Genomic DNA, 19,200 nt, shown 5'->3' on the forward strand with positions numbered 1-19,200 from the left:
GCTACCTGGCGGCCGCGGCGGCGGCGAACAGCACCACCGCGGAGAACAGCAGTGCTCCCGGCGCGCCGACGGCTCCCGCCACACCCGCCGCGGCGGCCGGGACGGCGACCTGGCCGAGACGGTTGCCCCAGATGCGCAGGGCCAGCGCGGCGCCGCGCGCCCCCTGCGGGGCCAGGGTGGCGACCTCGGCCATGGTCAGCGGCTGGCCCAGGCCCAGGAGGAACCCGCCGACCACCAGCACCGCGCCGAGGGTCACCGGCCCGCCGCCGGGCAGGGCGACCAGGGCCAGGGAGAGCCCGGCCACTCCCGTGCTCGCCATGATCAGGGCCTTGCGCGACCAGCGGGTGAGCAGCCAGGGCAGGCACAGGCGGGACAGCAGCGAGGATCCCGCGCGCAGGCTCAACAGCACGCCGACGAGCATGGGCGAGATGCCCCGGCTCTCGGCGATGAGCGGCAGGTAGGCGGTGAGGATGTCCACGGCGGTGAGCAGCGCCAGGCTCGTCAGCAGCGCCGACGGCATCCGGCGCCGGGTCAGGATCTCGCGCGCTCCCACGACCGGGACCGACCCCTGGGCGGGGTGCGCCGCCGAGCGCAGCCGCAGCAGGGGGACGACCGCCGCCGCGCCCAGGACGGCCGTCACTCCGGCCACACCCAGGGCCGTCGAGGTCGCCGTGAGCAGGGCCGGACCGGAGGAGTCGGCGAGCAGGACCCCGGAGATCAGCGGCCCGGCGAGCTGGCCCAGCGACGCCGCGGCGGTGAACCACCCGAAGTCGCGGTCCAGGTGCTCGGCCGGGGAGAACCGGGCGATCAGCCCCTGGCCGGCGACCATGCACAGCAGGTGCCCCACGCCCACCACCGTGCTGCCGACCGCGAGGGAGACCAGGCCCGTGGTGGCGGCCAGGCAGACACACCCCACCGCGAGGATCGCCCCGCCCACGCCCACGATCCAGGCGATGCGCCGGGAGCGGTCGGTCGCCCGGCCGACCGACACCGCGATCAGCAGGGGCAGCAATGCGTAGGCGGCGGTGATGAGGCCGACCGCGACGGCGTCGCCGCCCAGGGCGATGGTCCGGTAGGAGATGAGCGGCCGGGCGATGTTGAGGGCGGTGTGGGTGAACACCACGCTCGCCAGCAGCGGCCACAGCCACCGTCCCGCCGTGCCCGCGCCCGTCCCCGTCATGGTGTGCCCTCCCCGTCCGGCCCCTGCCGCTCCCGTCGGTCACCAGGAAACGACAGGGGATCATCCCATGTCACCTCGGCCGCCGATCGAGGCGCCCCCCGGCTAGACCGTGCCGTGGGTGCCGCTCGTCGCGAACGGGTGCGGCCGGGCGGGCCGTCGACGCCCGTCGCCGTGGGGACCGGGACGGGGCCCCCGGATCAGCGCGGGGAGCCCAGGAGCGAGCGGGTGCGGGCGGGCGCCCAGGCGGGCAGCTCGGCGAGGATGTCGCCGAGGGAGACCGCGGCGAGGCTGGCCCGCCACGCGGCGTGGGCCTCGGCCATCTTGGCGGCGAGCACACAGGTGTGGCGGCAGTCCTCGGGCGGCAGGGCGCCACGGCCCTGTTGGCGGATCTCCCGGCACTCGTACGGCGGGGACGCGCCGTCGACCGCCTCGACGATCTGCAGCAGGGTGATCTCGGCGGGGGCCCGGGCGAGGCGGAAGCCACCCCGGGGGCCGGTCGTCGCGGCGAGCACACCGGCCTTGACCAGCGGTTGCAACTGCTTGGCCAGGTAGGCGGCCGGCAGGTCGAAGTGGGCGGCGAGCTGGGCCGCGGACGCGGTGGCGCCCGGTTCGAGCTGGGCCAGGGACGTGGCGCAGTGCAGGACCCATTCGGTGCTCGCTGGAAGCTTCATACCCGTGATGATATCGCAGACATTGCGGATCTTTTTAGTCCGAGATACGCTCCGCCGTAGTCGAAGCCCAGGAGGGCACCATGCGCATCGCCATCGCCGGAGCGACCGGCAACATCGGATCCCTGACCGTCGCCGCCCTGGAACGGGGCGGCCACCAGGTCGTCCCCATCAGCCGGTCGCTCGGTGTGGACCTGACCACGGGGGAGGGCCTCGACGGCGCCCTCGCCGGGGTCGACGCCGTCGTCGACGCCACCAACCACACCGGCACCGACCGGTCCGAGACCGTGGCCTACTTCGGCACCACCACACGGACCCTGCTCGCCGCCGAGGAGAGGGCGGGGGTGCGCCACCACGTGCTGCTGTCGATCGTCGGGGTCGACGCGGTCGACGGCAACGCGCACTACGCCGGCAAGCGGGAGCAGGAGCGCCTGGTCGCCGACGGCCCGGTGCCGTGGACCATCGTGCGGGCCACCCAGTTCCACGACTTCGCCGCCATGGTGGCCTCGTGGACGGAGCAGGACGGGGTCGCCGCCATCGCTCCCCTGCTCGTCCAGCCGATCGCGCCCGCGGACGTGGCCGACGTGCTCGCGGAGGTGGCGGCGGGCGATCCCCAGGGGCGCTACCGCGACCTCGCCGGGCCGCAGACGCAGGACCTCGTCGACATGGCCCGGCGCACCCACGCCGCGCGCGGGAAGGACGTCAGGCTCGTCCCGACCTGGTCCGGGCTCTTCGGGCCGTCGATGGCCGGGGAGGTGCTCCTGCCGGGCGAGGGCGCCCGCCTCGCCCCGACCACCTTCGACTCCTGGCTCGCGGAGCAGCGCGAGGCCTAGCGACGCAGGCGGGCCCGGTCCGGACGGACCTCAGCGGGTACGGCCGAAGAGGTGGGCCAGGGCCTGGTCCAGCCGCGGGTGGCGGAAGTGGTGGCCGGCGGCGATCAGCCGTTCCGGGCGCACGCGCTGGTCGGCCAGGGCCGTCTCCTTCGCGCCCTCCGCGCCCAGGAGCAGCCCCGGCCCCCACGCGGGGACCGGCACCAGTGCCGGACGCCGTAGCACCGAGCCCAGGACGAGGGCGTAGGTCCGCCCGCGCACCGGGTGGGGCGCCACCGCGTTGACCGGACCGGACAGGCCCTCGTCCAGGACCGCGCGCAGGTAGATGTCGGTGAGGTCGTCCATACCGATCCAGGACGTCCACTGGCGGCCGTCGCCGATCGGGCCACCCACCCCCGCCGAGAACAGGGGCCGCTGCACTCCGAGCGCGCCGCCCCGGGGCGACTGTGCGATGCCGGTGCGCACCTGGACGCACCGCAGCCCCGCCTCGGCCGCCGGGGCCGTCGCCGCCTCCCAGTCGGCGACGACCTCGGCCAGGAACCCCTCGCCGCGCGGACTGTCCTCGGTGAGGACCTCGTCCCCGCGCCGCGGACCGTAGTAGCCGATCCCGGAGGCCGAGACGAACACGCGCGGACCGTCCGGGGTGTCCGCGGCGCACCGTGCCAGCGCACGGGTCGGCCCGACCCGGCTGTCGCGGACGGCCGCTTTGTGCGCGGCGTTGAACCGGCCGAACAGGGGCTCGCCCGCCAGGTGGACGACGGCGTCGACACCCTGGAGCAGGTCCTTCGCCGGCCGGTCGAGGTCCCAGTGCCGTTCGTCCGGGCGCTCGGCCCTGCCGCGCACCAGCCGGACCACCCGGTGCCCGCTCGTGGTGAGCAGGGCGGTGAGCGCCGACCCGATGAGCCCGCCGGAGCCCGTGACCGCCACCGTCACCGGTCCGCTCCCCCACGCCCGGCTGCGCCGCAGGGCGTCGAGGTCCTCGGCGAGCTGGGCGTGGCGGTAGGTGAACATGGACCGCAGCGCGGCCTCGGGCACCGAGGTGTCGACGCGGTCGGTGACCCGGGTGCTCTGCTCGGTCTCCGCCGCGAAGTCGTGCGTGTGGACCCAGCGCAGGACGGTGGACAGCGGCGGCGAGGCGAGCCGGTCGGCGAAGCGGTGCGGGGGGTCGTAGGCGGCGGGGTCGTGCACGGCCACCCAGCGCAGGCCGCCGGGCAGGGCGAGCACGGCGGCGCCGTCGCGCAGCGAACGGGCCTCGGCGACCGGGCGCACCGGCTGCCACGGCGGCGCCAGGCGGGCGAACGCGCCCGGTCGGGCGTGCCAGTCGAAGACCTCGTCGATGGGCGCCCGCACCACACTCGAACGCTGAAAGGCCATGGTCCACCTCGGGCTCGTGGGAGCGTTCCTTCGCCGGCGGCACCGGTCCGCCGCCGTGGACACGGTAGCGCGTCACGGGTCCGGGAGCAGGACTCCTCACGCGGCGCGTCAGTCGGCGGCGCGGGCCTCCGGCTCCACCAGCGGTTCCGGTCGGCCCGGCCGCGCCACGCCCGCGGAGCGCGGGGCGGTCGCACGTCGAACGCGGCCGGCCGCTCCGCCACGCGCTCGCCCGCGTGAGGTCACGGCCCCGGTTCCGGGGCTCCGGTGAGCACGTCGAGGGCCGTGCGGCGATGGGCGGCGAAGAGCTCCAGGGCGCGCTCGGCGTCGCGCGAGCGCAGGGCGGCGGCGAGCTCCCGGTGCTCGCCGGGGATGTGGGCGAGGTAGTTGCGCGACTCGCGGCCGATCCGGGTCAGCAGGAACAGGTGCACCTGCGAACGGATGGCCCGCCAGGCCTCCTCCAGCCGGCCGTGGTGGGCGGCCGCGTAGACGGCGTCGTGGAAGTCGATGTCGCAGCGCACCATGGCGTGCTCGTCCTCGGCGCGTTCCATGCGCTCGGCGGCCGCCTCCACGGCGGCGATGTCGGCGTCGGAGGCGTGCGCGACCACCTGCTGGACGGCGAGCCGTTCCAGGGCGTCGCGCAGGCTGTCGAGTTCGGCGATGTCGCGCGGGTCCAGGGTCGTGACCGTGGCGCCCCGGTGCCAGGCGCTGCGGACCAGGCCCTCGCGCTCCAGCCGGAGCAGGGCCTCACGCACCGGTCCGCGACTGACCTCCAACGCGCCGGAGAGCTCGACCTCGCGCAGCTGCGCGCCCGGGGCGTAGACGCCGCTGAAGACGGCCTCGCGGATGCGGTCCGCGACCTCGTCGGCCAGCCCCCTGCGCCGGGCGGGGGCCACCCTGCCCAGTTCCTCGGTCACGCTCGGCTCTCTCCTTCGTCGATGTGTCCAGGCCACCCTACTGTTCACGCGCTTGTCGCAATGTTAACATTCAGACAAGCACAGCCCGGGGGTCGCCGGGCGCCCCTCCCAGGAAGGCAGCCGCCGCACCATGACCGTTCTCGACTCGCCCATCCCGCGGTTCCACCTGGCCATGCCCGTCGACGACCTGGCCGCCGCGCGCCGCTTCTACGGCGAGGTCCTCGGCCTGGAGCAGGGCCGCAGCTCCGACACCTGGGTGGACTGGAACCTGCACGGCCACCAGTTCGTCACCCACCTGGCTCCCGCCAAGCAGGACCAGATCCACAACCCGGTCGACGGCCACGACGTCCCCGTGCCGCACTTCGGGCTCGTCCTGGCGGTCCCGGAGTTCCACAGGCTCGCCGACCGCCTGCGCGCCGCCGGGACCGACTTCGTCATCGAGCCCTACCTCCGCTTCGAGGGACAGCCCGGCGAGCAGTGGACGATGTTCCTGCTCGACCCCGCGGGCAACGCGCTGGAGTTCAAGGCCTTCGCCGACGACTCGCAGGTCTTCGCCGTCTGAGGCCCCTGACCGCCGCGCCCCCGGGCCGTCCTCCCGGGGGCGCGGCTGTGTTCTGCCCCCACGCTGGGGCCTTCCCGTCCGGTCCCGGTGCGGGTATCCTCGTCGCGACCGCACGGCAGCACGAGGCGAGAAGGAGGGCGGCCACGGAGATCGGCGCGGCGGCCCTGAGCCACCCGGCCCCTCTTATCGGCGCCACCGCCGACGGCGGAGCATGCCCACGGTCCCCCGCTCGCCCTTGACCCCTCCGCCCTGCTGCTCCTCCTGCTGGCCCTCGCGGTCGGACTGTTCGCCTGCAGACTCGCGCTGGGCGCGGCCGATCTGCTCCTGCGGCTCCTGGAGCACGGGGCCCGGCGGCGGTGGCCGGGCCTGAGGCCCCGTTCGCGAGCCGCCCGCGAGGACCCCGGCGACGGCCGGAACCACGTCCACGGACCGGTGTCGGGCACCGTTGTCCAGGCCTCGCACATCGAACGGCTGTACATCAGCCCGCCTGACCTGGAGACCTGACAACACGGACGTTTCCACGCGAGAATGTGCGCCATGACAGCCGCACAGTGGACCCGGGCCGGGCTCGTGGCCGCCGCCCTCCTCGGCGCGCTCGCCGGGCTGGCGCTGATCTTCGGCGGCCCCTCGGGGCGGACCGTGGCCTGGGCCGCCGGGTGCGCCGCCGCGGTGGTCCTGGCCGCCGCCGCGGTCGTGCGGGCCGGCCGTCCCCCTGCGGAGGGGACCGCTCCGACGGCGGCTCCGGCTCCACGCGTGCCCGTGCCGGCCGCCCCGGAACCGACCACCAACACGGTCAGGGGCGACGTCGCCAGGGGCACCGTCATCCAGGGCCGCACCCTCACGGTCAACCAGCCGACCCACCACACCGTCATCGACACCCAGATCGTGCACGCCCCCGCGGCGGAACCGGAATGGCCCGTGGTCGTCGGCGTCCTGCCCAACGAGGCCGACCACTTCCAGCACCGTGAGCTGACCGACCGGCTGTCCCACACCGCCGAGGACCACTCCACCGTGGTCCTGGGCCAGGTCCTGTCGGGCATGGGCGGGGTCGGCAAGACCCAGCTGGCCGCCCACCACGCCCGCTCGCTGCTGGCGAAGGAGGCGGTCGACCTGGTGGTGTGGGTTCCGGCGGGTGAGCGCGCCACGATCGTGCAGGCCTACGCGGACGCGGCGCGGGCCGTGCTCACCACCCACGTCGAGGAGGACCCCGACCGGGCCGCCCTGCAGTTCCTGACCTGGATCCAGACCACCGACCGGCGCTGGCTGGTGGTGCTGGACAACCTCGACGTGCCCGAACACGTGCGCGGGCTGTGGCCGCCCACGGCCACCCCGCCCACGGCCCGGGACGCGTCCGCGGAGGCGGACCCGGGACCGCGGGGGCGCCTGGTGGTCACCACCCGGCGCACCGACACGGCCCTGGCCGGCCGGGGCCGGGCGTTCATCGACGTGGGCACCTACACCCCGGACGAGGCGCACACCTACCTGGCCACCGCGCTCGCCGAGCTCCCCGCCGCCCCGCAGGAGGCCGAACTGGCCGCCCTGGCCGAGGACCTGGGCCACCTCCCGCTCGCGCTGTCCCACGCCGCCGCCTACATCCGCGACCGCCGCGACAGCATGACCTGCGCCTCCTACCGCGCACGGCTGCGGGACCAGCGCGGGGCGCTGGAGAGGATGTTCCCCGAGCGCGAGAGCCTGCCCGACGACTACGCGCGCACGGTCGCCACCACGTGGTCGATGTCGGTCGAGCACGCCGACACGCTCACCCCCCGCGGTCTGGCACTGCCGATGATGCGCCTGCTCAGCCTGCTGGACCCCACGGGTGTCCCCGTGGCGGCCCTGACCTCGCCGCCCGTCCTGGAGTACCTGCGCCGGGCGCACCCGGACCGCGCCGAGCCCACCGGGCACGACGCCGACGACGCCCTGTCCGCACTGGCCAGGCTCCACCTCGTCACCCGCTCGGGTTCCGGAGACGGCGCCGCCGTCGGCGTCCACCGGCTGGTCCAGCGGGCCACCCGGGAACAGCGCGCCACCCGCCCCGACCGCGACACCGCCCGCACTGCGGCCGACGCCCTCGTACGGGTCTGGCCGATGCGCGTCCACGCCAGCGACCTGGGCCACCGGCTCCGGGCCAACACCACGGCCCTGCTCGAACACGCCGGGGAGTGGCTGTGGGCGGAGGGCCTGCACCCGGTCCTCCTCCAGCTCGGACGGAGTCTGGGCAGATCGGGGGGCCTCTCCCAGGCCGTCGAGCACTGGGAGTCGGTGACCGGGGCCGCCACGGACCGGTTCGGTCACGACCATCCCGACTCACTGACCGCCAGGTACGAACTCGTCTTCTGGCGCGGCATGTCGGGTGACGCGGCGACCTGCGCGAAGGAGTTTCGCGCCCTGGCCGCCGACGCGGAGCGGTCCCTGGGCTCGGACCATCCCCGGACCCTGGCCTCACTCGTGCAGATGGCCCGGTGGGACGGCCGAGCCGGCGATGCGCAGGGAGCCCTGGAGACCCTGGAGTCCCTCCTGCCCGACCTGGTGGCCGTGTTGGGCGGCGAGCACCCCGACACCCTCACCGCACGGAGTCACCTGGCCGGGTTGAGGGGCAAGACGGGCCACGTGCGGGCCGCGGTCGAGGACTGGCGGGGCCTGGTCGAGGACCATCGGCGGGTGATGGGCCACGACCACCCCAACACCCTGGTCGCCCGGATCCAGCTCGCGCGGTGGCGCGGACGCTCCGGCGACCCCCACGGAGCCCTCGAGGACCTGACGTCCCTGTTGCCGACCCTGCTGGGCGTCCTGGGGCCCAAGCACCCCGACACCCTCACCACCCGTGCCCAGATGGCCGCGTGGACGGCCGCGGCGGGCGACCCCGCACGTGCCCTGCGGGAGCTCGACGAGCTCATGCCCGACCAGCAACGGCATCTGGGCCCGGACCATCCGCAGGTCCTCAACACGCGCTACCACCGCGCCCGGCTCCTCGCCACGGTGGGCGACCGCTCACACGCGCTCGCACTCCTCGACGCCCTTCTACCGGACCAGCGGCGCGTCCTCGGGCCCGACCACCCCAAGACCCTCGAAGTCGAGGCCGATATCGCGCGCCTGCGCGCGGAGGCCGACGCCGACGCCGATCACGGTGAGTAGCGGGCGTTGACAGCACGGCGGCGGGAGCCTATCGTCGCCCACAAATAGACAGGAAAGTTTCCTATCTATTCATGGCACCGACCCCCGCTTGGAGTGCCCCGTGCGACGACCCTCCCGACTCGCCCGACTCCCCCGCCTGCTCGCCACCGCCGCCGCGCTCCTGCTGGCGGCCTCCCTCACCTCGGCCCCCGCCGCCGCGGACACGGCGCCCGGCTCCGGCTCCACCCGGCTCCCCGACCGCGTGCTGGCCGGCTACCTGCACACCAGCTTCGCCAACGGATCGGGCTGGGTGGACCTGGCCGACGTCCCCGACCAATGGGACATCATCCACCTGGCCTTCGCCGAACCCACCTCGCCCACCTCCGGGCAGCTGGAGTTCTCCCTGTGCCCCGCCCAGGAGTGCCCGGGCGTGCCCTCCGAGCAGGAGTTCACGGCCCAGATCGACGCCGCCCAGGCCCGCGGCAAGAAGGTCGTGCTCTCGGTGGGCGGGCAGAACGGCCAGGTCGCGCTGGAGACCGCCGCGGCGCGCGACGCCTTCGTGTCGTCGGCGTCGGAGATCATCGACCGCTACGGCCTGGACGGCATCGACATCGACTTCGAGGGCCACTCGCTCTACCTCGACGCCGACGACACCGACTTCCGCTCCCCCACCACCCCGGTCGTCACCCACCTGATCGAGGCGCTGCGCGCCCTCGGCGCCCGCTACGGCGACGACTTCGTGCTCACCATGGCTCCCGAGACGTTCTTCGTGCAGGTGGGCCACCAGTTCTACGGCCAGGGCCCGTGGGGCGGCGCCGATCCCCGCGCCGGCGCCTACCTGCCGGTCATCCACGCGCTCCGCGACCAGATCACCCTTCTGCACGTCCAGCACTACAACTCCGGTCCGGTGCTCGGCCTCGACGGCCGGTACCACCAGATGGGCACCGCCGACTTCCACCAGGCGATGGCCGACATGGTCCTCACCGGCTTTCCCGTGGCGGGCGACCCCGAGCACTTCTTCCCCCCGCTCGATCCCGCGCAGGTCGCCATCGGCCTGCCCGCCTCTCCCTACGCCGGCAACGGCCACACCTCCGTGGCGCAGGTCCAGGCCGCCTGGGACTGCCTGACCACCGGCGCCGCCTGCTCGGGCTACACCCCCGCTTCCGCGCACCCCGGGCTGCGCGGCCTGATGGCCTGGTCGATCAACTGGGACCGGTTCGGCGGCGACGAGTTCGCCACCGAACACGGACGCCACCTGGACGGCTGAGGACGCCACGCGGTGTCCTCCCGGGCACGACCGGGAGGACACCGATAGCGTGGTGGCGACCTGCCGGCGGCGGCCGCCACTCGGACCGCCGCCGGAGCGCGAGCCGACGACCCCGACAGGTGGGGACCATGAGCCACCACGCCCGTAACGAACGGCACCGCCTGACCGAGCTGTTGGCGGCCGCGGGACCCGGTGCCCCCACGCTCTGCGACGGATGGACGACCACCGAACTCGCCGCCCACCTGGTGCTGCGGGAGCACCGGATGGACGCGGCGGCCGGCATCAGGATCGCCTTCCTGGCCGACTGGACCGCGAAGGTGCAGGAACGCTACGCCCGCCTCCCCTACCCGCGGCTGCTGTCGATGTTCAGCGACGGGCCGCCGCTGCTGTCGCCGTTCGCCCTGCCGGGCGCGGACGAGGCCGCCAACACGGTGGAGTACTACGTGCACGCCGAGGACGTGCGCCGCGCGTCGCCGGAGTGGAGGACCGACCCCGGCGACGCGGTCGGCGCGGCCGAGGACGTCGACGCGGGCCTGGCCGAGGCGCTGTGGGGCAAGCTCTCGCCCCTGGCACGGCTGGAGACCGGCCCCACGTCCCCGGTGGGCCTGGTGCTGCGGCGCCCGGAGGGTGCGACCGTCGAGGCGCGCGAGGGGATCCCGGTGGTCACGGTGACCGGCGAGCCCGGTGAGCTCGTGCTGTTCGCCTTCGGGCGCGGCTCCCACGCGCGGGTCCGTGCCGAGGGGGATGCGCGGGCGCGCGCCCGCCTGGCCGAGGCCCTGCCCCTGCCGGGGCGATGACCGAGCCCCGCTCAGCCCTTGAGGGCGCCCGCCATCAGGCCGCGCATGAAGTAGCGGCCCAGCAGCAGGTAGATGAGCAGGGTCGGCAGGGAGGCCAGCACCGCGGCCGCCATCTGCTGGTTGTAGGGCACCACCATCGACCCGGCCACGTTGTTCAGCTGGACCGTCACCGGCCAGCTCCGCGGACCGGTGAGGAAGACCGCGAACAGGAAGTCGTTCCACGCCGACGTGAACTGCCAGATCAGCGTCACCGCGAACGCCGGGGCCGAGACCGGCAGGATCACGTGCGCGTAGGTGCGCAGCAGGCCCGCGCCGTCCACCCGCGCCGCCTCGATGAGCGTGTGCGGGATGCTCGCGTAGTAGTTGCGGAAGATGAGCGTGCAGATCGGGATGCCGTACACCGTGTGCGCCAGGATCAGCGGGAACAGCCCGCCCATCAGCCCCGAGCTCACCATGATCTGCTGGAGCGGGATCATCACCGCCTGGTAGGGGATGAACATCCCGAACAGGAACAGGGTGAAGACGGTGTCCGCGCCGGGGAAGCGCCACCGGGCCATGACGTAGCCGTTCAGCGAGCCCAGCACCGCCGAGATCACGGCGGCGGGCACCACCATGCGCACGCTGTTCCACAGGCCCGGGGCCAGCGCGGTCCACGCCGCCGCCCACCCCTCCGTGCTCCACGCCTGCGGGAGCAGCCAGGCGCGTGCGGCGGTGGCCTCGGCGAACGGTTTGAACCCGGTCACCACCAGCACGTACATCGGCATCAGGAAGAACGCCGCCAGCACGACCAGCACGGCGAACTTGACGGCCTGTCCGCGCCGGGTGGTGCCGGCCGTCCCTCCGCCCGGGGCGATCACCCGGTCGGGCGCACTCCGGCTCATCGCCCCTCGCTCCGTTCCTTGCGCATGGTCCATACCAGGTAGGGGATGACGAACACCGCCACCGCGATGAGCAGGTACGAGGCGATCGTGGCGCCCTTGGCCGGATCGCGGACCTCGAACACGGTCGACCACATGTACACGGCGGGCACGTCGGCGACGATCTGCTGGCCGGCGATCGCGATGATCAGGTCGAACACCTTCAGCGACATGTGGCCGATGATGATGACGGCGCTCAGCGTGACCGGGCGCAGCTGCGGCATGACCACGTGCCGGTACACGCCCCACTCCGAGCAGCCGTCCACTCGGGCCGCCTCGCGCAGCTCCTCCGGCACGCCGCGGAATCCGGCCAGGAACAGGGCCATCACGTAGCCCGACAGCTGCCAGATCGCGGGCAGGGCCATGGCCGCCATCCCGAAGTCGGGCGCGGTCCACCAGGTGTTGACCAGGAAGTCCAGGTTGAAGTGGACGAAGAGGGCGTTGAGCCCGGTGGCGCGCTCGGCGGGAGCCGGGTTCATCAGCCAGCGCCAGACCACGCCGGTGGCGATGAACGACACCGCCATCGGGGCCAGGAACAGCGTGCGAAAGACCGGCTCGCCCCGGATGCCCTTGTCCAGCAGCAATCCCAGCAACCAGCCCAGCAGCAGGGCGCCGCCGACGAACACGACCGTGAACACGATCGCGTTGTTCACCGCGGCCGGCCAGCGGGCCTCCCCCCACAGGGCGATGAAGTTGTCCAGGCCGACGAAGGAGCCGTCGTCGATGGGCCGGTGCTGGTCGCTGAGCGCCAGCCGGGTGTTCCAGCCGATCATCCCGTAGACGAACAGCCCGATGAGGAGGATCGACGGGGAGACCAGCAGCAGGGAGGGCAGCCAGGACCGCACCCGCGTGACCAGGCGTGCCCCGCGCGATCCGCGGCGGTCGGTGCGCGGTCTTCGGGGTCCGGTGCCGCCCGCGGCGGCGGCACCGGACCGGGTCGTCGCTTCGCTCATTCGGTCTGGGCGGCCTGGTGCAGGGCCTCGTTGAGCTCGTCCAGGTCCCCGTTCTGGAGGTAGAGGCCCACGGCGGTGTCGACGTCGTTCTTCCACCGGTTGCCGACGGTCACCCCGTGCCAGAACGAGCCCGCCAACTCGGGGCCGGACTGCCACTCCGCCAGGGCCGACTCCAGGTAGGGGTTGTCGGCGTAGTGGGCGGGCTCGGCGTCCGCACGGGCCGGGATGGAGCCCTTGAGCGGGTTGAAGGTGTCCTGGCCCTCCTTGCTGGCCACGATCTCCAGCCAGCTCAGGGCGTGCTCCTCGTGGGGCGCGCCCTCCGGGAGGGTGAAGCTGTCCGAGAGCCACATGTAGGTGCCCTCGGTACCGGGGGAGGCCGCCCACGCGTAGTCCTCCTCCGGGATCGCGCCGAGCTCGTCGAAGTAGCCGGCGGCCCAGTCCCCCATGATGTTGAACGCGGCCTCGCCGTCGGAGACGCGCCGCGCGGCCTCCTGCCAGTCCTCGGCGGCCGACTCCTCCTGGGTGTGGGCCATGACCTCCTCGAAGGTCGCGAGCGCTTCGGCCATCTCCGGGGTGTCCCAGTCGGCGCCCGGCTCCCAGAGGGCGTTGTAGGCCTCGGTTCCGAGGGACCCCAGGAGCACCGACTCCAGCAGGTGGTCGACGGTCCACTGCGCGCCGACGGCCATGGGGATGGCGTCGGTCTCGGTCTCGACCGCCTCCATCGCCTCGATCAGCTCGTCCAGGGTCTCGGGCGGGCCCTCGACCCCGGCCTCCTCCAGCACGGAGGGGTTGTACCAGAGGACGTTGGAGCGGTGGATGTTCACGGGCACGGAGTAGACGCTGCCCTCGTAGGAGATCTGTTCGACCAGCTGGTCGGGGAAGGCCTCGTGCAGGCCCTGCTCGTCGAAGAAGCCGTCGAGGGGCTGCAGGTACCCGGCCTCGATGTAGTCCTGGAGCTCCGCGCCGGCGTGGCCCTGGAAGGAGTCGGGGGGATCCTGGCTCTGCAGGCGGCCCTCCAGGACCGCCTGGGCGTTGGTGCCCGAGCCCCCGGCCACGGCCGCGTTGACGAACTCGACGTCGGGGTTCTCGGTCTCGAACCGTTCGATGAGGGCGTTCAGTCCGGCCTCCTCACCGCCGCCGGTCCACCAGGAGAAGACCTCGACCTCGCTCTCGCCTCCGTCCTGCCCGCCCCCGCCGCAGGCCGAGACCGCCAGGGACAGCCCCAGCGCCCCCGCCGCGACCGACCGCCATCGTGAGCGCATGAGAACTCCTCCCCGGGTGGCCGACCCGTCCCACGACCCGCTCCACCCACCGTGTCCCAAATCACAACATCATCGACTCTGACATCATTGGTATGCACAGTCACGAACGTCAACAGCGCGGGCGATCACGACGCCGATACGTGACCTGCCGACCGGTCGGAGAGACCGGAAACGCCCTTCCCGTCGCGGGTTCCGGCACCCGGACCCCGGCCTGCGGCGCGCCGGAACGGCGCTGGGGGCGGGACCGAAACGGGGGCCGGGAGGGGCGGAGAGGGGAGGTGGGGCCGGGCGATCGCGGAGCCCGGCCCCACCGGTTCGGGGGGCGCCTCAGGCGGCGTCCTCGGCCTCGGCGGCGTGTGCGCGCAGGTACTCGGCGAAGGACTCCAGTCCGTCGACCACGCGCGGGCCGCTGATGCCCTCGTTGTAGTCCAGGACGAAGAAGCTCTCCGAGCGCACCGCCGGCAGCTCGGAGGTGTGCGGAGAGGTCGTGAGGAACTCGATCTTCTCCTCGGCCGGCTGGTCGCCGTAGTCGAGGATGATGATCACCTCCGGCGCCGCGTCCACGACCGCCTCCCAGCTCACCTGGGTCCAGCGCTCATCCAGGTCGCCGAAGACGTTCTCGCCCCCGGCGAAGCGGATGATGTCGTTGGGCGGGACCTGCGCGGCGGCCGTGAAGGGCTGGTCGGTGCCCGAGTCGTAGAGGAACACCGGCACCGGGTCGCCCTCGGGGGCCTCGGCCCGCACCGCCTCCACACGCTCGCGGTACTCCGCCACCACCCCGTCGGCGCGCTCGCGCACGCCGAAGATGTCGCCGAGCCGCTCCAGGTCGGTGTAGAGCCCCTCGAAGGGCTCCACCCGTTCCGGGAAGCCGGGGTAGTTGTAGCAGGACTCGGTGTGCATGAAGCTCTGCACGCCCAGGTCGTCGAGGATCTCCGGGGTGATGCCGCGCTCGTCGCTGAACCCGGAGTTCCAGCCCGCCACCACGAAGTCGGCGCCGGCGTCGACCACGACCTCCTTGTTGAGCAGGTCGTCGCTGAGGAACTCCACCTGCGCGTAGTCGTCGGCCCACGGGGACTCGGTGACCGGCGGGTTGGCCGGCGGCATCACGTACCCGTGCACGTGGTCGGCCAGGCCGAGCGCGAACATCTTGTCGGCGCTGCCGCCCTCGTAGACCACGGCGTTGCTCGGCGTGGTGTACTCCACCTCCTCGCCGCAGCGGTTCACGGTCACGGTGTCGGCCTGGGCGGTCTCCTCCACCTGGGCACCGCAGCCGGTCAGCGCGAGGGTCAGGGCCAGGGGCACGGCCACGGGGGCGGCGGCCCCGTACCGGTGCGGGGCCGTTCGGATCGCGGTCATCAGACTCCTTCGGCTCCCTCGTCCAGCGAGTAGAGCAATTGGGGGTTGCCGGTGAGGGGGTGGTCGACCACCGTCACCTCGAGGCCGAACACGTCCCGGACGCGTTCACGGGTCAGGACGTCGGCGGGGGCGCCCGAGGCGACCAGCCGCCCTTGGGAGAGCACCCCGACGGTGTCGCAGGCGGCCGCCAGGTTGAGGTCGTGCAGCACCACCAGCACGGTGTGCGCGCGGGCCCGCAGCAGGGACAGCAGCCGGACCTGGTGGCGCAGGTCCAGGTGGTTGGTGGGCTCGTCCAGCACCAGGACCCGGGGCTCCTGAACCAGCGCGCGGGCGATGAGCACCCGCTGGAGCTCGCCGCCGGACAGGCCGAGCACTCCGCGGTCGGCGAGGTGGAGCACGTCCAGGTCGGCCATGACCGCCTCGCACAGGAGGCGTTCGCGCGCGCTCAGCGGCTGGTTCCCCCGCAGGTGCGGGGTCCGGCCCAGGGCGACCACCTCGGCCACCGTGAAGTCCAGTTCCGTACCGCCCTGCTGCGTGAGGGCGGCCACCTGCTGTGCGGCGCGGCGCAGGCCCAGGGCGGACAGGTCGGAGCCGTCCACCAGTACACGGCCGCCGGAGGGTTTGAGGGCCCCGTAGACACAGCGCAGCACGGTGGACTTGCCCGAGCCGTTGGGGCCCACGAGCGCGACCATCTGCCCGCGCTCGACGTCCAGGGACAGCTCGCGCACCAGCGCGGCCCCGTTGAGGGTGACGGAGAGGTCGTCGACGCACAGCTCCACGGTTCACCGCCCCCCGAACACGTAGCCGCGGCGGCGCATGAGCGTGAGGAACACCGGCACGCCCACCAGCGCGGTGAGCACGCCCAGCGGGAGTTCACGAGGCGCGACCAGCACGCGGGAGGCCAGGTCGACCCACACCATGAACACGGCGCCGGCCAGCGGCGCCACCACCAGGACGCGGCGGTGGGCGGCGCCCACGAGGATGCGCACCACGTGCGGCACGACCAGGCCCACGAAGCCGATCACGCCGCTGACCGCGACCATCGCGCCGGTCATCACGGCGGTGAGCAGGAACATGGTCACGCGCAGGCGGCCGGTGTCCACGCCCAGGCTGGCGGCGGTCTCGTCGCCGAGCGCGGCCACGTCCAGGGAGCGGCTGGAGCGGTGCACCACGACCGCCCCGACCACCACCAGGGCGGCGACCAGCGGCAGGGACCCCCAGCTCGCGGCGCCGAAGCCGCCCATCGTCCAGAACAGCACCGTGCTGGTGGCCTCGTTGCTGGGGGTGAAGTAGACGATGACGCTCATCAGGGCCTGGAAGCCGAAGGACAGCGCGACGCCGGTCAGGACCAGGCGCAGCGGGGTCACCCCCGCGCTGGAGTGGGCGAGCCCGTAGACGATCGCGGTGGCCACGGCGGCTCCGGCGAAGGCCCCGGCGGAGACGGCGTACACGCCCAGGGAGGACAGGACGCCGAACACGCCCACGGTGACCGCGCCGACCGAGGCCCCGGAGGAGATGCCCAGGACGAAGGGGTCGGCGATGGGGTTGCGCACCATGGCCTGGACGGCGACGCCGACCACGCTGAGCCCGGCGCCGACGGTGGCGGCCAGGAGCACGCGCGGGGTGCGGATCTGCCAGACGATCTGGTAGCGCGAGAGCTCGTCGGCCCCGATGGTGCCGCCGGACAGGGCGGCCCAGAGGTAGCGGGCGGTCTCGGCGGGCGGGATCACCGCGGCGCCGAGGCCGACGGCCAGCAGGACCGAGACGGCCAGCAGCGGGACCAGGACCGCGGCCAGGACCGGGGCGAGGCCGCGCGGGCGGTTCGAAGGTGCGGGCGGTGAGGACGCGGGGGCGGTCACGGGGGGAGCCGTGGTGCCGGGCGGTCGCACGCGCGACCTCCTTCACGGGGAAATGAAAACGGTTTTCGTTCTTGGAGAACTTCTACCACATTCCGCCCGCTCCGGGGGAGGTTCCGCCGATTCACGCCCGCTGCGCGAGGGAGGCCCGGCCCGCTTCGACCGCCGACGACCGCGGACCACCGCACTGGAATCACGCCCGCACCGTGCGTCGCGCCCGCCACCGACCTGAGAACCCCTCCCCCGCCCCGACTCGACGGCGACCCCTTGGTGAGGCTAGCCTTACCTACACCCCCGGCATCCCCACACCGCGCCGACGAGGAAGAGGCCCCGTGCGCATCGAACAGCCCAGCCATCGCACGATGATCCGCACCCGTGTGGTGCGCACCGAGCGCGTCAGCAAGAACTTCGTCTCGGTGGTCCTGGGCGGTGAGGAGCTGAGCGGCTTCGAGTTCCTGGGCCGGGACCAGTTCGTCCGGCTCTTCCTGCCCCGCCAGGGGCAGGAGCGGCTGCACATGCCCACCGCCGCCGACCGGCGCTGGGTCGAGCAGATGTACGCCATGTCCGACGACGTGCGCCCGCACGTGCGCAACTACTCCGTCCGCTCCTTCGACGCCGAGGCCCGCGAGCTGGAGCTGGAGTTCGTCGACCACGGGGACGGCGGGCCCGCCTCGGCCTGGGCCGGATCCGCCTCCCCCGGGGACGAGGCCGGGATCCTGGCCGAGGGCGTGTACTACCAGCCCTCGGACGACGCCGAGTGGCAGCTGCTGGTCGGCGACGAGAGCGCCGTACCGGCCCTGGTCTCCATCCTGGAGCAGGCCTCCGACGACCTGCGGGCCCAGGTCTTCCTGGAGGTCCCCTCCCCCGACGACGTGCGCCCGCTGCCCTCCCGGCCGCACGTGGACGTGCACTGGCTGCCCCGCACCGACCCGCACGCCGTGCCCGGGCGCCTGGCCCTGGACACCGTGTGCGGCGCCGCGCTGCCCAAGGGCCGCCCGTACTGCTTCGTGGCCGGGGAGAACGCCCTGCCGACCAGCCTGCGGCGCACCCTGGTCCGCGAGCACGGCGTCCCCAAGCCGGACATCACCTTCGTGGGCTACTGGCGCCACGGCCAGGCCGTCGCGGACTGAGCCGCCGGTCCGGCCACCGCCGCACCGGGCGGTGCGTGCCGCCGTTCTCCTTGCACCGGATGACCTGGATCAAGCCGTCGTTCCTGTGGCTGATGTACCTCGGCAACGGGGCACGCAGGGCCGAGCGAGAACGCCCGGCGACTCGGCGTCGACGGCTGAGGTCAGCTGATCGCGCTGATGCCCCCGTCGCTCTTGAGCAGCTGGCCGTTGATCCACTGCCCGCGCTCGGAGCACAGGAAGTCCACCAGGTGCGCGGTGTCCCGCGGGGTGCCCAGGCGGCCGAGCGGGGTCAGGCCCGCGAGCTGCTCCCTGACCGCGCCGCTCATCCACCCGGTGTCGACCGGGCCCGGGTTGATCGCGTTGGCGGTCACGCCCAGGTGGGCCAGCTCGCGGGCGGCGGCGAGCGTGATGCGGTCCAGCGCGGCCTTGCTCGCGCCGTAGGGCAGGTTGTCGACGGTGTGGTCGCTGGTCAGGGCGATGATCCGGCCGGTCCCGTGGTCGCCGCGGAACCGCCGCGCGTACTCGCGGATCAGCAGCCACGAGGCGCGCGCGTTGACGGCGAAGTGCCGGTCGAAGCTCTCGACCCCGGTGTCGAGCAGGCCGGAGTCGACGGACTCGCAGTGGCACATCACCAGGGCCGTGACGTCGCCGAGGCGTTCCTGGGCCGCGTCGAAGATCGTCGCGGGCGCGCCGGGGTCGGCCAGGTCGGCCTCGATCGCCGCCGCGGCGGCTCCGGAGTCGGCCAGGGCGCGGACCGTGTCCTCGGTGGCACCCTCCTCGACGCCCCAGTCCATGCGCGCGTCGTAGGGCGTCCAGTAGGTGAACGCGATGTCCCAGCCGGACGCCGCGAGCCGGTCGGCGATGGCGGCGCCGATGCCGACGGTGCGGCCCACCCCCGTCACCAGGGCGACGGGACGGGTGCCGGGGGCGGGGCGCGGGGCGGGTTCGGTCGGGCGGTGGTCGCTCATGGGAACGGATGATCCTGGACCGGAATCCGACTGGCAACGGCTTTTCCGGCCG

At 73.6% G+C, this 19,200-nt stretch carries 18 protein-coding genes and 1 pseudogene; 7 read left to right on the forward strand and 12 right to left on the reverse strand.

The window, feature by feature from the left end:
* Position 1: 1 nt before the first annotated feature.
* Both DFP74_RS25365 and DFP74_RS25370 read right to left on the reverse strand, forming a co-directional pair.
* A complete protein-coding gene (locus DFP74_RS25365; protein ID WP_121185427.1) occupies positions 2 to 1,180 on the reverse strand; it encodes an MFS transporter in 1,179 nt (392 codons plus the stop codon).
* Between the two features lie 197 nt (positions 1,181 to 1,377).
* Positions 1,378 to 1,851 (reverse strand): Rrf2 family transcriptional regulator, encoded by a 474-nt coding sequence (locus tag DFP74_RS25370; protein WP_121185429.1) that lies wholly within the window; start codon positions 1,849 to 1,851, stop codon positions 1,378 to 1,380.
* Between the two features lie 80 nt (positions 1,852 to 1,931).
* Between DFP74_RS25370 and DFP74_RS25375 the strand changes: the two genes are divergently transcribed.
* Positions 1,932 to 2,681 (forward strand): SDR family oxidoreductase, encoded by a 750-nt coding sequence (locus tag DFP74_RS25375; protein ID WP_121185431.1) that lies wholly within the window; start codon positions 1,932 to 1,934, stop codon positions 2,679 to 2,681.
* 30 nt (positions 2,682 to 2,711) lie between these two features.
* Here DFP74_RS25375 and DFP74_RS25380 read toward each other — a convergent pair whose 3' ends face one another.
* A complete protein-coding gene (locus tag DFP74_RS25380; RefSeq protein ID WP_121185433.1) occupies positions 2,712 to 4,052 on the reverse strand; it encodes a TIGR01777 family oxidoreductase in 1,341 nt (446 codons plus the stop codon).
* Positions 4,053 to 4,291: 239 nt separating this feature from the next.
* A complete protein-coding gene (locus tag DFP74_RS25385) occupies positions 4,292 to 4,966 on the reverse strand; it encodes a GntR family transcriptional regulator (RefSeq protein ID WP_233571156.1) in 675 nt (224 codons plus the stop codon).
* Positions 4,967 to 5,096: 130 nt separating this feature from the next.
* Here DFP74_RS25385 and DFP74_RS25390 point away from each other — a divergent pair, with 130 nt between their 5' ends.
* Positions 5,097 to 5,528: a VOC family protein gene (locus DFP74_RS25390; RefSeq protein WP_121185435.1), complete on the forward strand. Its 432-nt coding sequence runs from the start codon at positions 5,097 to 5,099 to the stop codon at positions 5,526 to 5,528.
* A 183-nt stretch (positions 5,529 to 5,711) separates the two neighbouring features.
* Here DFP74_RS25390 and DFP74_RS33640 read toward each other — a convergent pair whose 3' ends face one another.
* The gene (locus DFP74_RS33640) at positions 5,712 to 5,954 is read right to left on the reverse strand and encodes a hypothetical protein (protein ID WP_158613058.1); all 243 of its coding nucleotides are present in this window, start codon (positions 5,952 to 5,954) and stop codon (positions 5,712 to 5,714) included.
* A 111-nt stretch (positions 5,955 to 6,065) separates the two neighbouring features.
* On the opposite strand from DFP74_RS33640, the gene DFP74_RS25400 reads away from it, so the two are divergent.
* The 3 genes from DFP74_RS25400 (at position 6,066) to DFP74_RS25410 (ending at position 10,706) form a co-directional block, all read left to right on the forward strand.
* Complete coding sequence (locus DFP74_RS25400; protein ID WP_121188508.1) at positions 6,066 to 8,663, forward strand: tetratricopeptide repeat protein; 2,598 nt, start codon at positions 6,066 to 6,068, stop codon at positions 8,661 to 8,663.
* A gap of 100 nt (positions 8,664 to 8,763) precedes the next feature.
* Positions 8,764 to 9,909: a chitinase gene (locus tag DFP74_RS25405; RefSeq protein ID WP_121188509.1), complete on the forward strand. Its 1,146-nt coding sequence runs from the start codon at positions 8,764 to 8,766 to the stop codon at positions 9,907 to 9,909.
* 128 nt (positions 9,910 to 10,037) lie between these two features.
* A complete protein-coding gene (locus DFP74_RS25410) occupies positions 10,038 to 10,706 on the forward strand; it encodes a TIGR03085 family metal-binding protein (protein WP_121188510.1) in 669 nt (222 codons plus the stop codon).
* An 11-nt stretch (positions 10,707 to 10,717) separates the two neighbouring features.
* On the opposite strand, the gene DFP74_RS25415 is transcribed toward DFP74_RS25410, so the two are convergent.
* The 6 genes from DFP74_RS25415 to DFP74_RS25440 form a co-directional block, all read right to left on the reverse strand.
* Positions 10,718 to 11,587 carry a carbohydrate ABC transporter permease gene (locus DFP74_RS25415; protein WP_121185436.1) on the reverse strand — a complete coding sequence of 290 codons (870 nt, stop codon included), beginning with the start codon at positions 11,585 to 11,587 and terminating at the stop codon, positions 10,718 to 10,720.
* Positions 11,584 to 12,576 carry a carbohydrate ABC transporter permease gene (locus tag DFP74_RS25420; protein WP_121185438.1) on the reverse strand — a complete coding sequence of 331 codons (993 nt, stop codon included), beginning with the start codon at positions 12,574 to 12,576 and terminating at the stop codon, positions 11,584 to 11,586. Before DFP74_RS25420 ends, DFP74_RS25415 begins: the two co-directional genes overlap by 4 nt.
* A complete protein-coding gene (locus DFP74_RS25425) occupies positions 12,573 to 13,838 on the reverse strand; it encodes an ABC transporter substrate-binding protein (protein ID WP_121185440.1) in 1,266 nt (421 codons plus the stop codon). The genes DFP74_RS25420 and DFP74_RS25425 overlap by 4 nt, the downstream gene beginning before the upstream one ends.
* Positions 13,839 to 14,165: 327 nt before the next feature.
* Positions 14,166 to 15,194 (reverse strand): ABC transporter substrate-binding protein, encoded by a 1,029-nt coding sequence (locus DFP74_RS25430; protein WP_121185442.1) that lies wholly within the window; start codon positions 15,192 to 15,194, stop codon positions 14,166 to 14,168.
* A complete protein-coding gene (locus tag DFP74_RS25435) occupies positions 15,194 to 15,973 on the reverse strand; it encodes an ABC transporter ATP-binding protein (RefSeq protein WP_121185444.1) in 780 nt (259 codons plus the stop codon). The genes DFP74_RS25430 and DFP74_RS25435 overlap by 1 nt, the downstream gene beginning before the upstream one ends.
* Before the next feature lie 3 nt (positions 15,974 to 15,976).
* Positions 15,977 to 17,083: an iron ABC transporter permease gene (locus tag DFP74_RS25440; RefSeq protein ID WP_121185446.1), complete on the reverse strand. Its 1,107-nt coding sequence runs from the start codon at positions 17,081 to 17,083 to the stop codon at positions 15,977 to 15,979.
* Between the two features lie 299 nt (positions 17,084 to 17,382).
* Between DFP74_RS25440 and DFP74_RS25445 the strand changes: the two genes are divergently transcribed.
* On the forward strand, positions 17,383 to 18,180 hold the full coding sequence (locus DFP74_RS25445; RefSeq protein WP_121185448.1) for a siderophore-interacting protein: 798 nt from the start codon (positions 17,383 to 17,385) through the stop codon (positions 18,178 to 18,180).
* A gap of 35 nt (positions 18,181 to 18,215) precedes the next feature.
* Positions 18,216 to 18,299, forward strand: a pseudogene (locus DFP74_RS35235) (DUF4291 family protein); the annotation flags it as partial.
* A 42-nt stretch (positions 18,300 to 18,341) separates the two neighbouring features.
* Here the strand turns inward: DFP74_RS35235 and DFP74_RS25455 are convergent.
* Positions 18,342 to 19,148: an SDR family oxidoreductase gene (locus DFP74_RS25455; RefSeq protein WP_121185450.1), complete on the reverse strand. Its 807-nt coding sequence runs from the start codon at positions 19,146 to 19,148 to the stop codon at positions 18,342 to 18,344.
* Positions 19,149 to 19,200: the final 52 nt, after the last annotated feature.

Source organism: Nocardiopsis sp. Huas11 (assembly GCF_003634495.1).
In the GTDB taxonomy this organism is placed as follows: Bacteria; Actinomycetota; Actinomycetes; order Streptosporangiales; family Streptosporangiaceae; genus Nocardiopsis.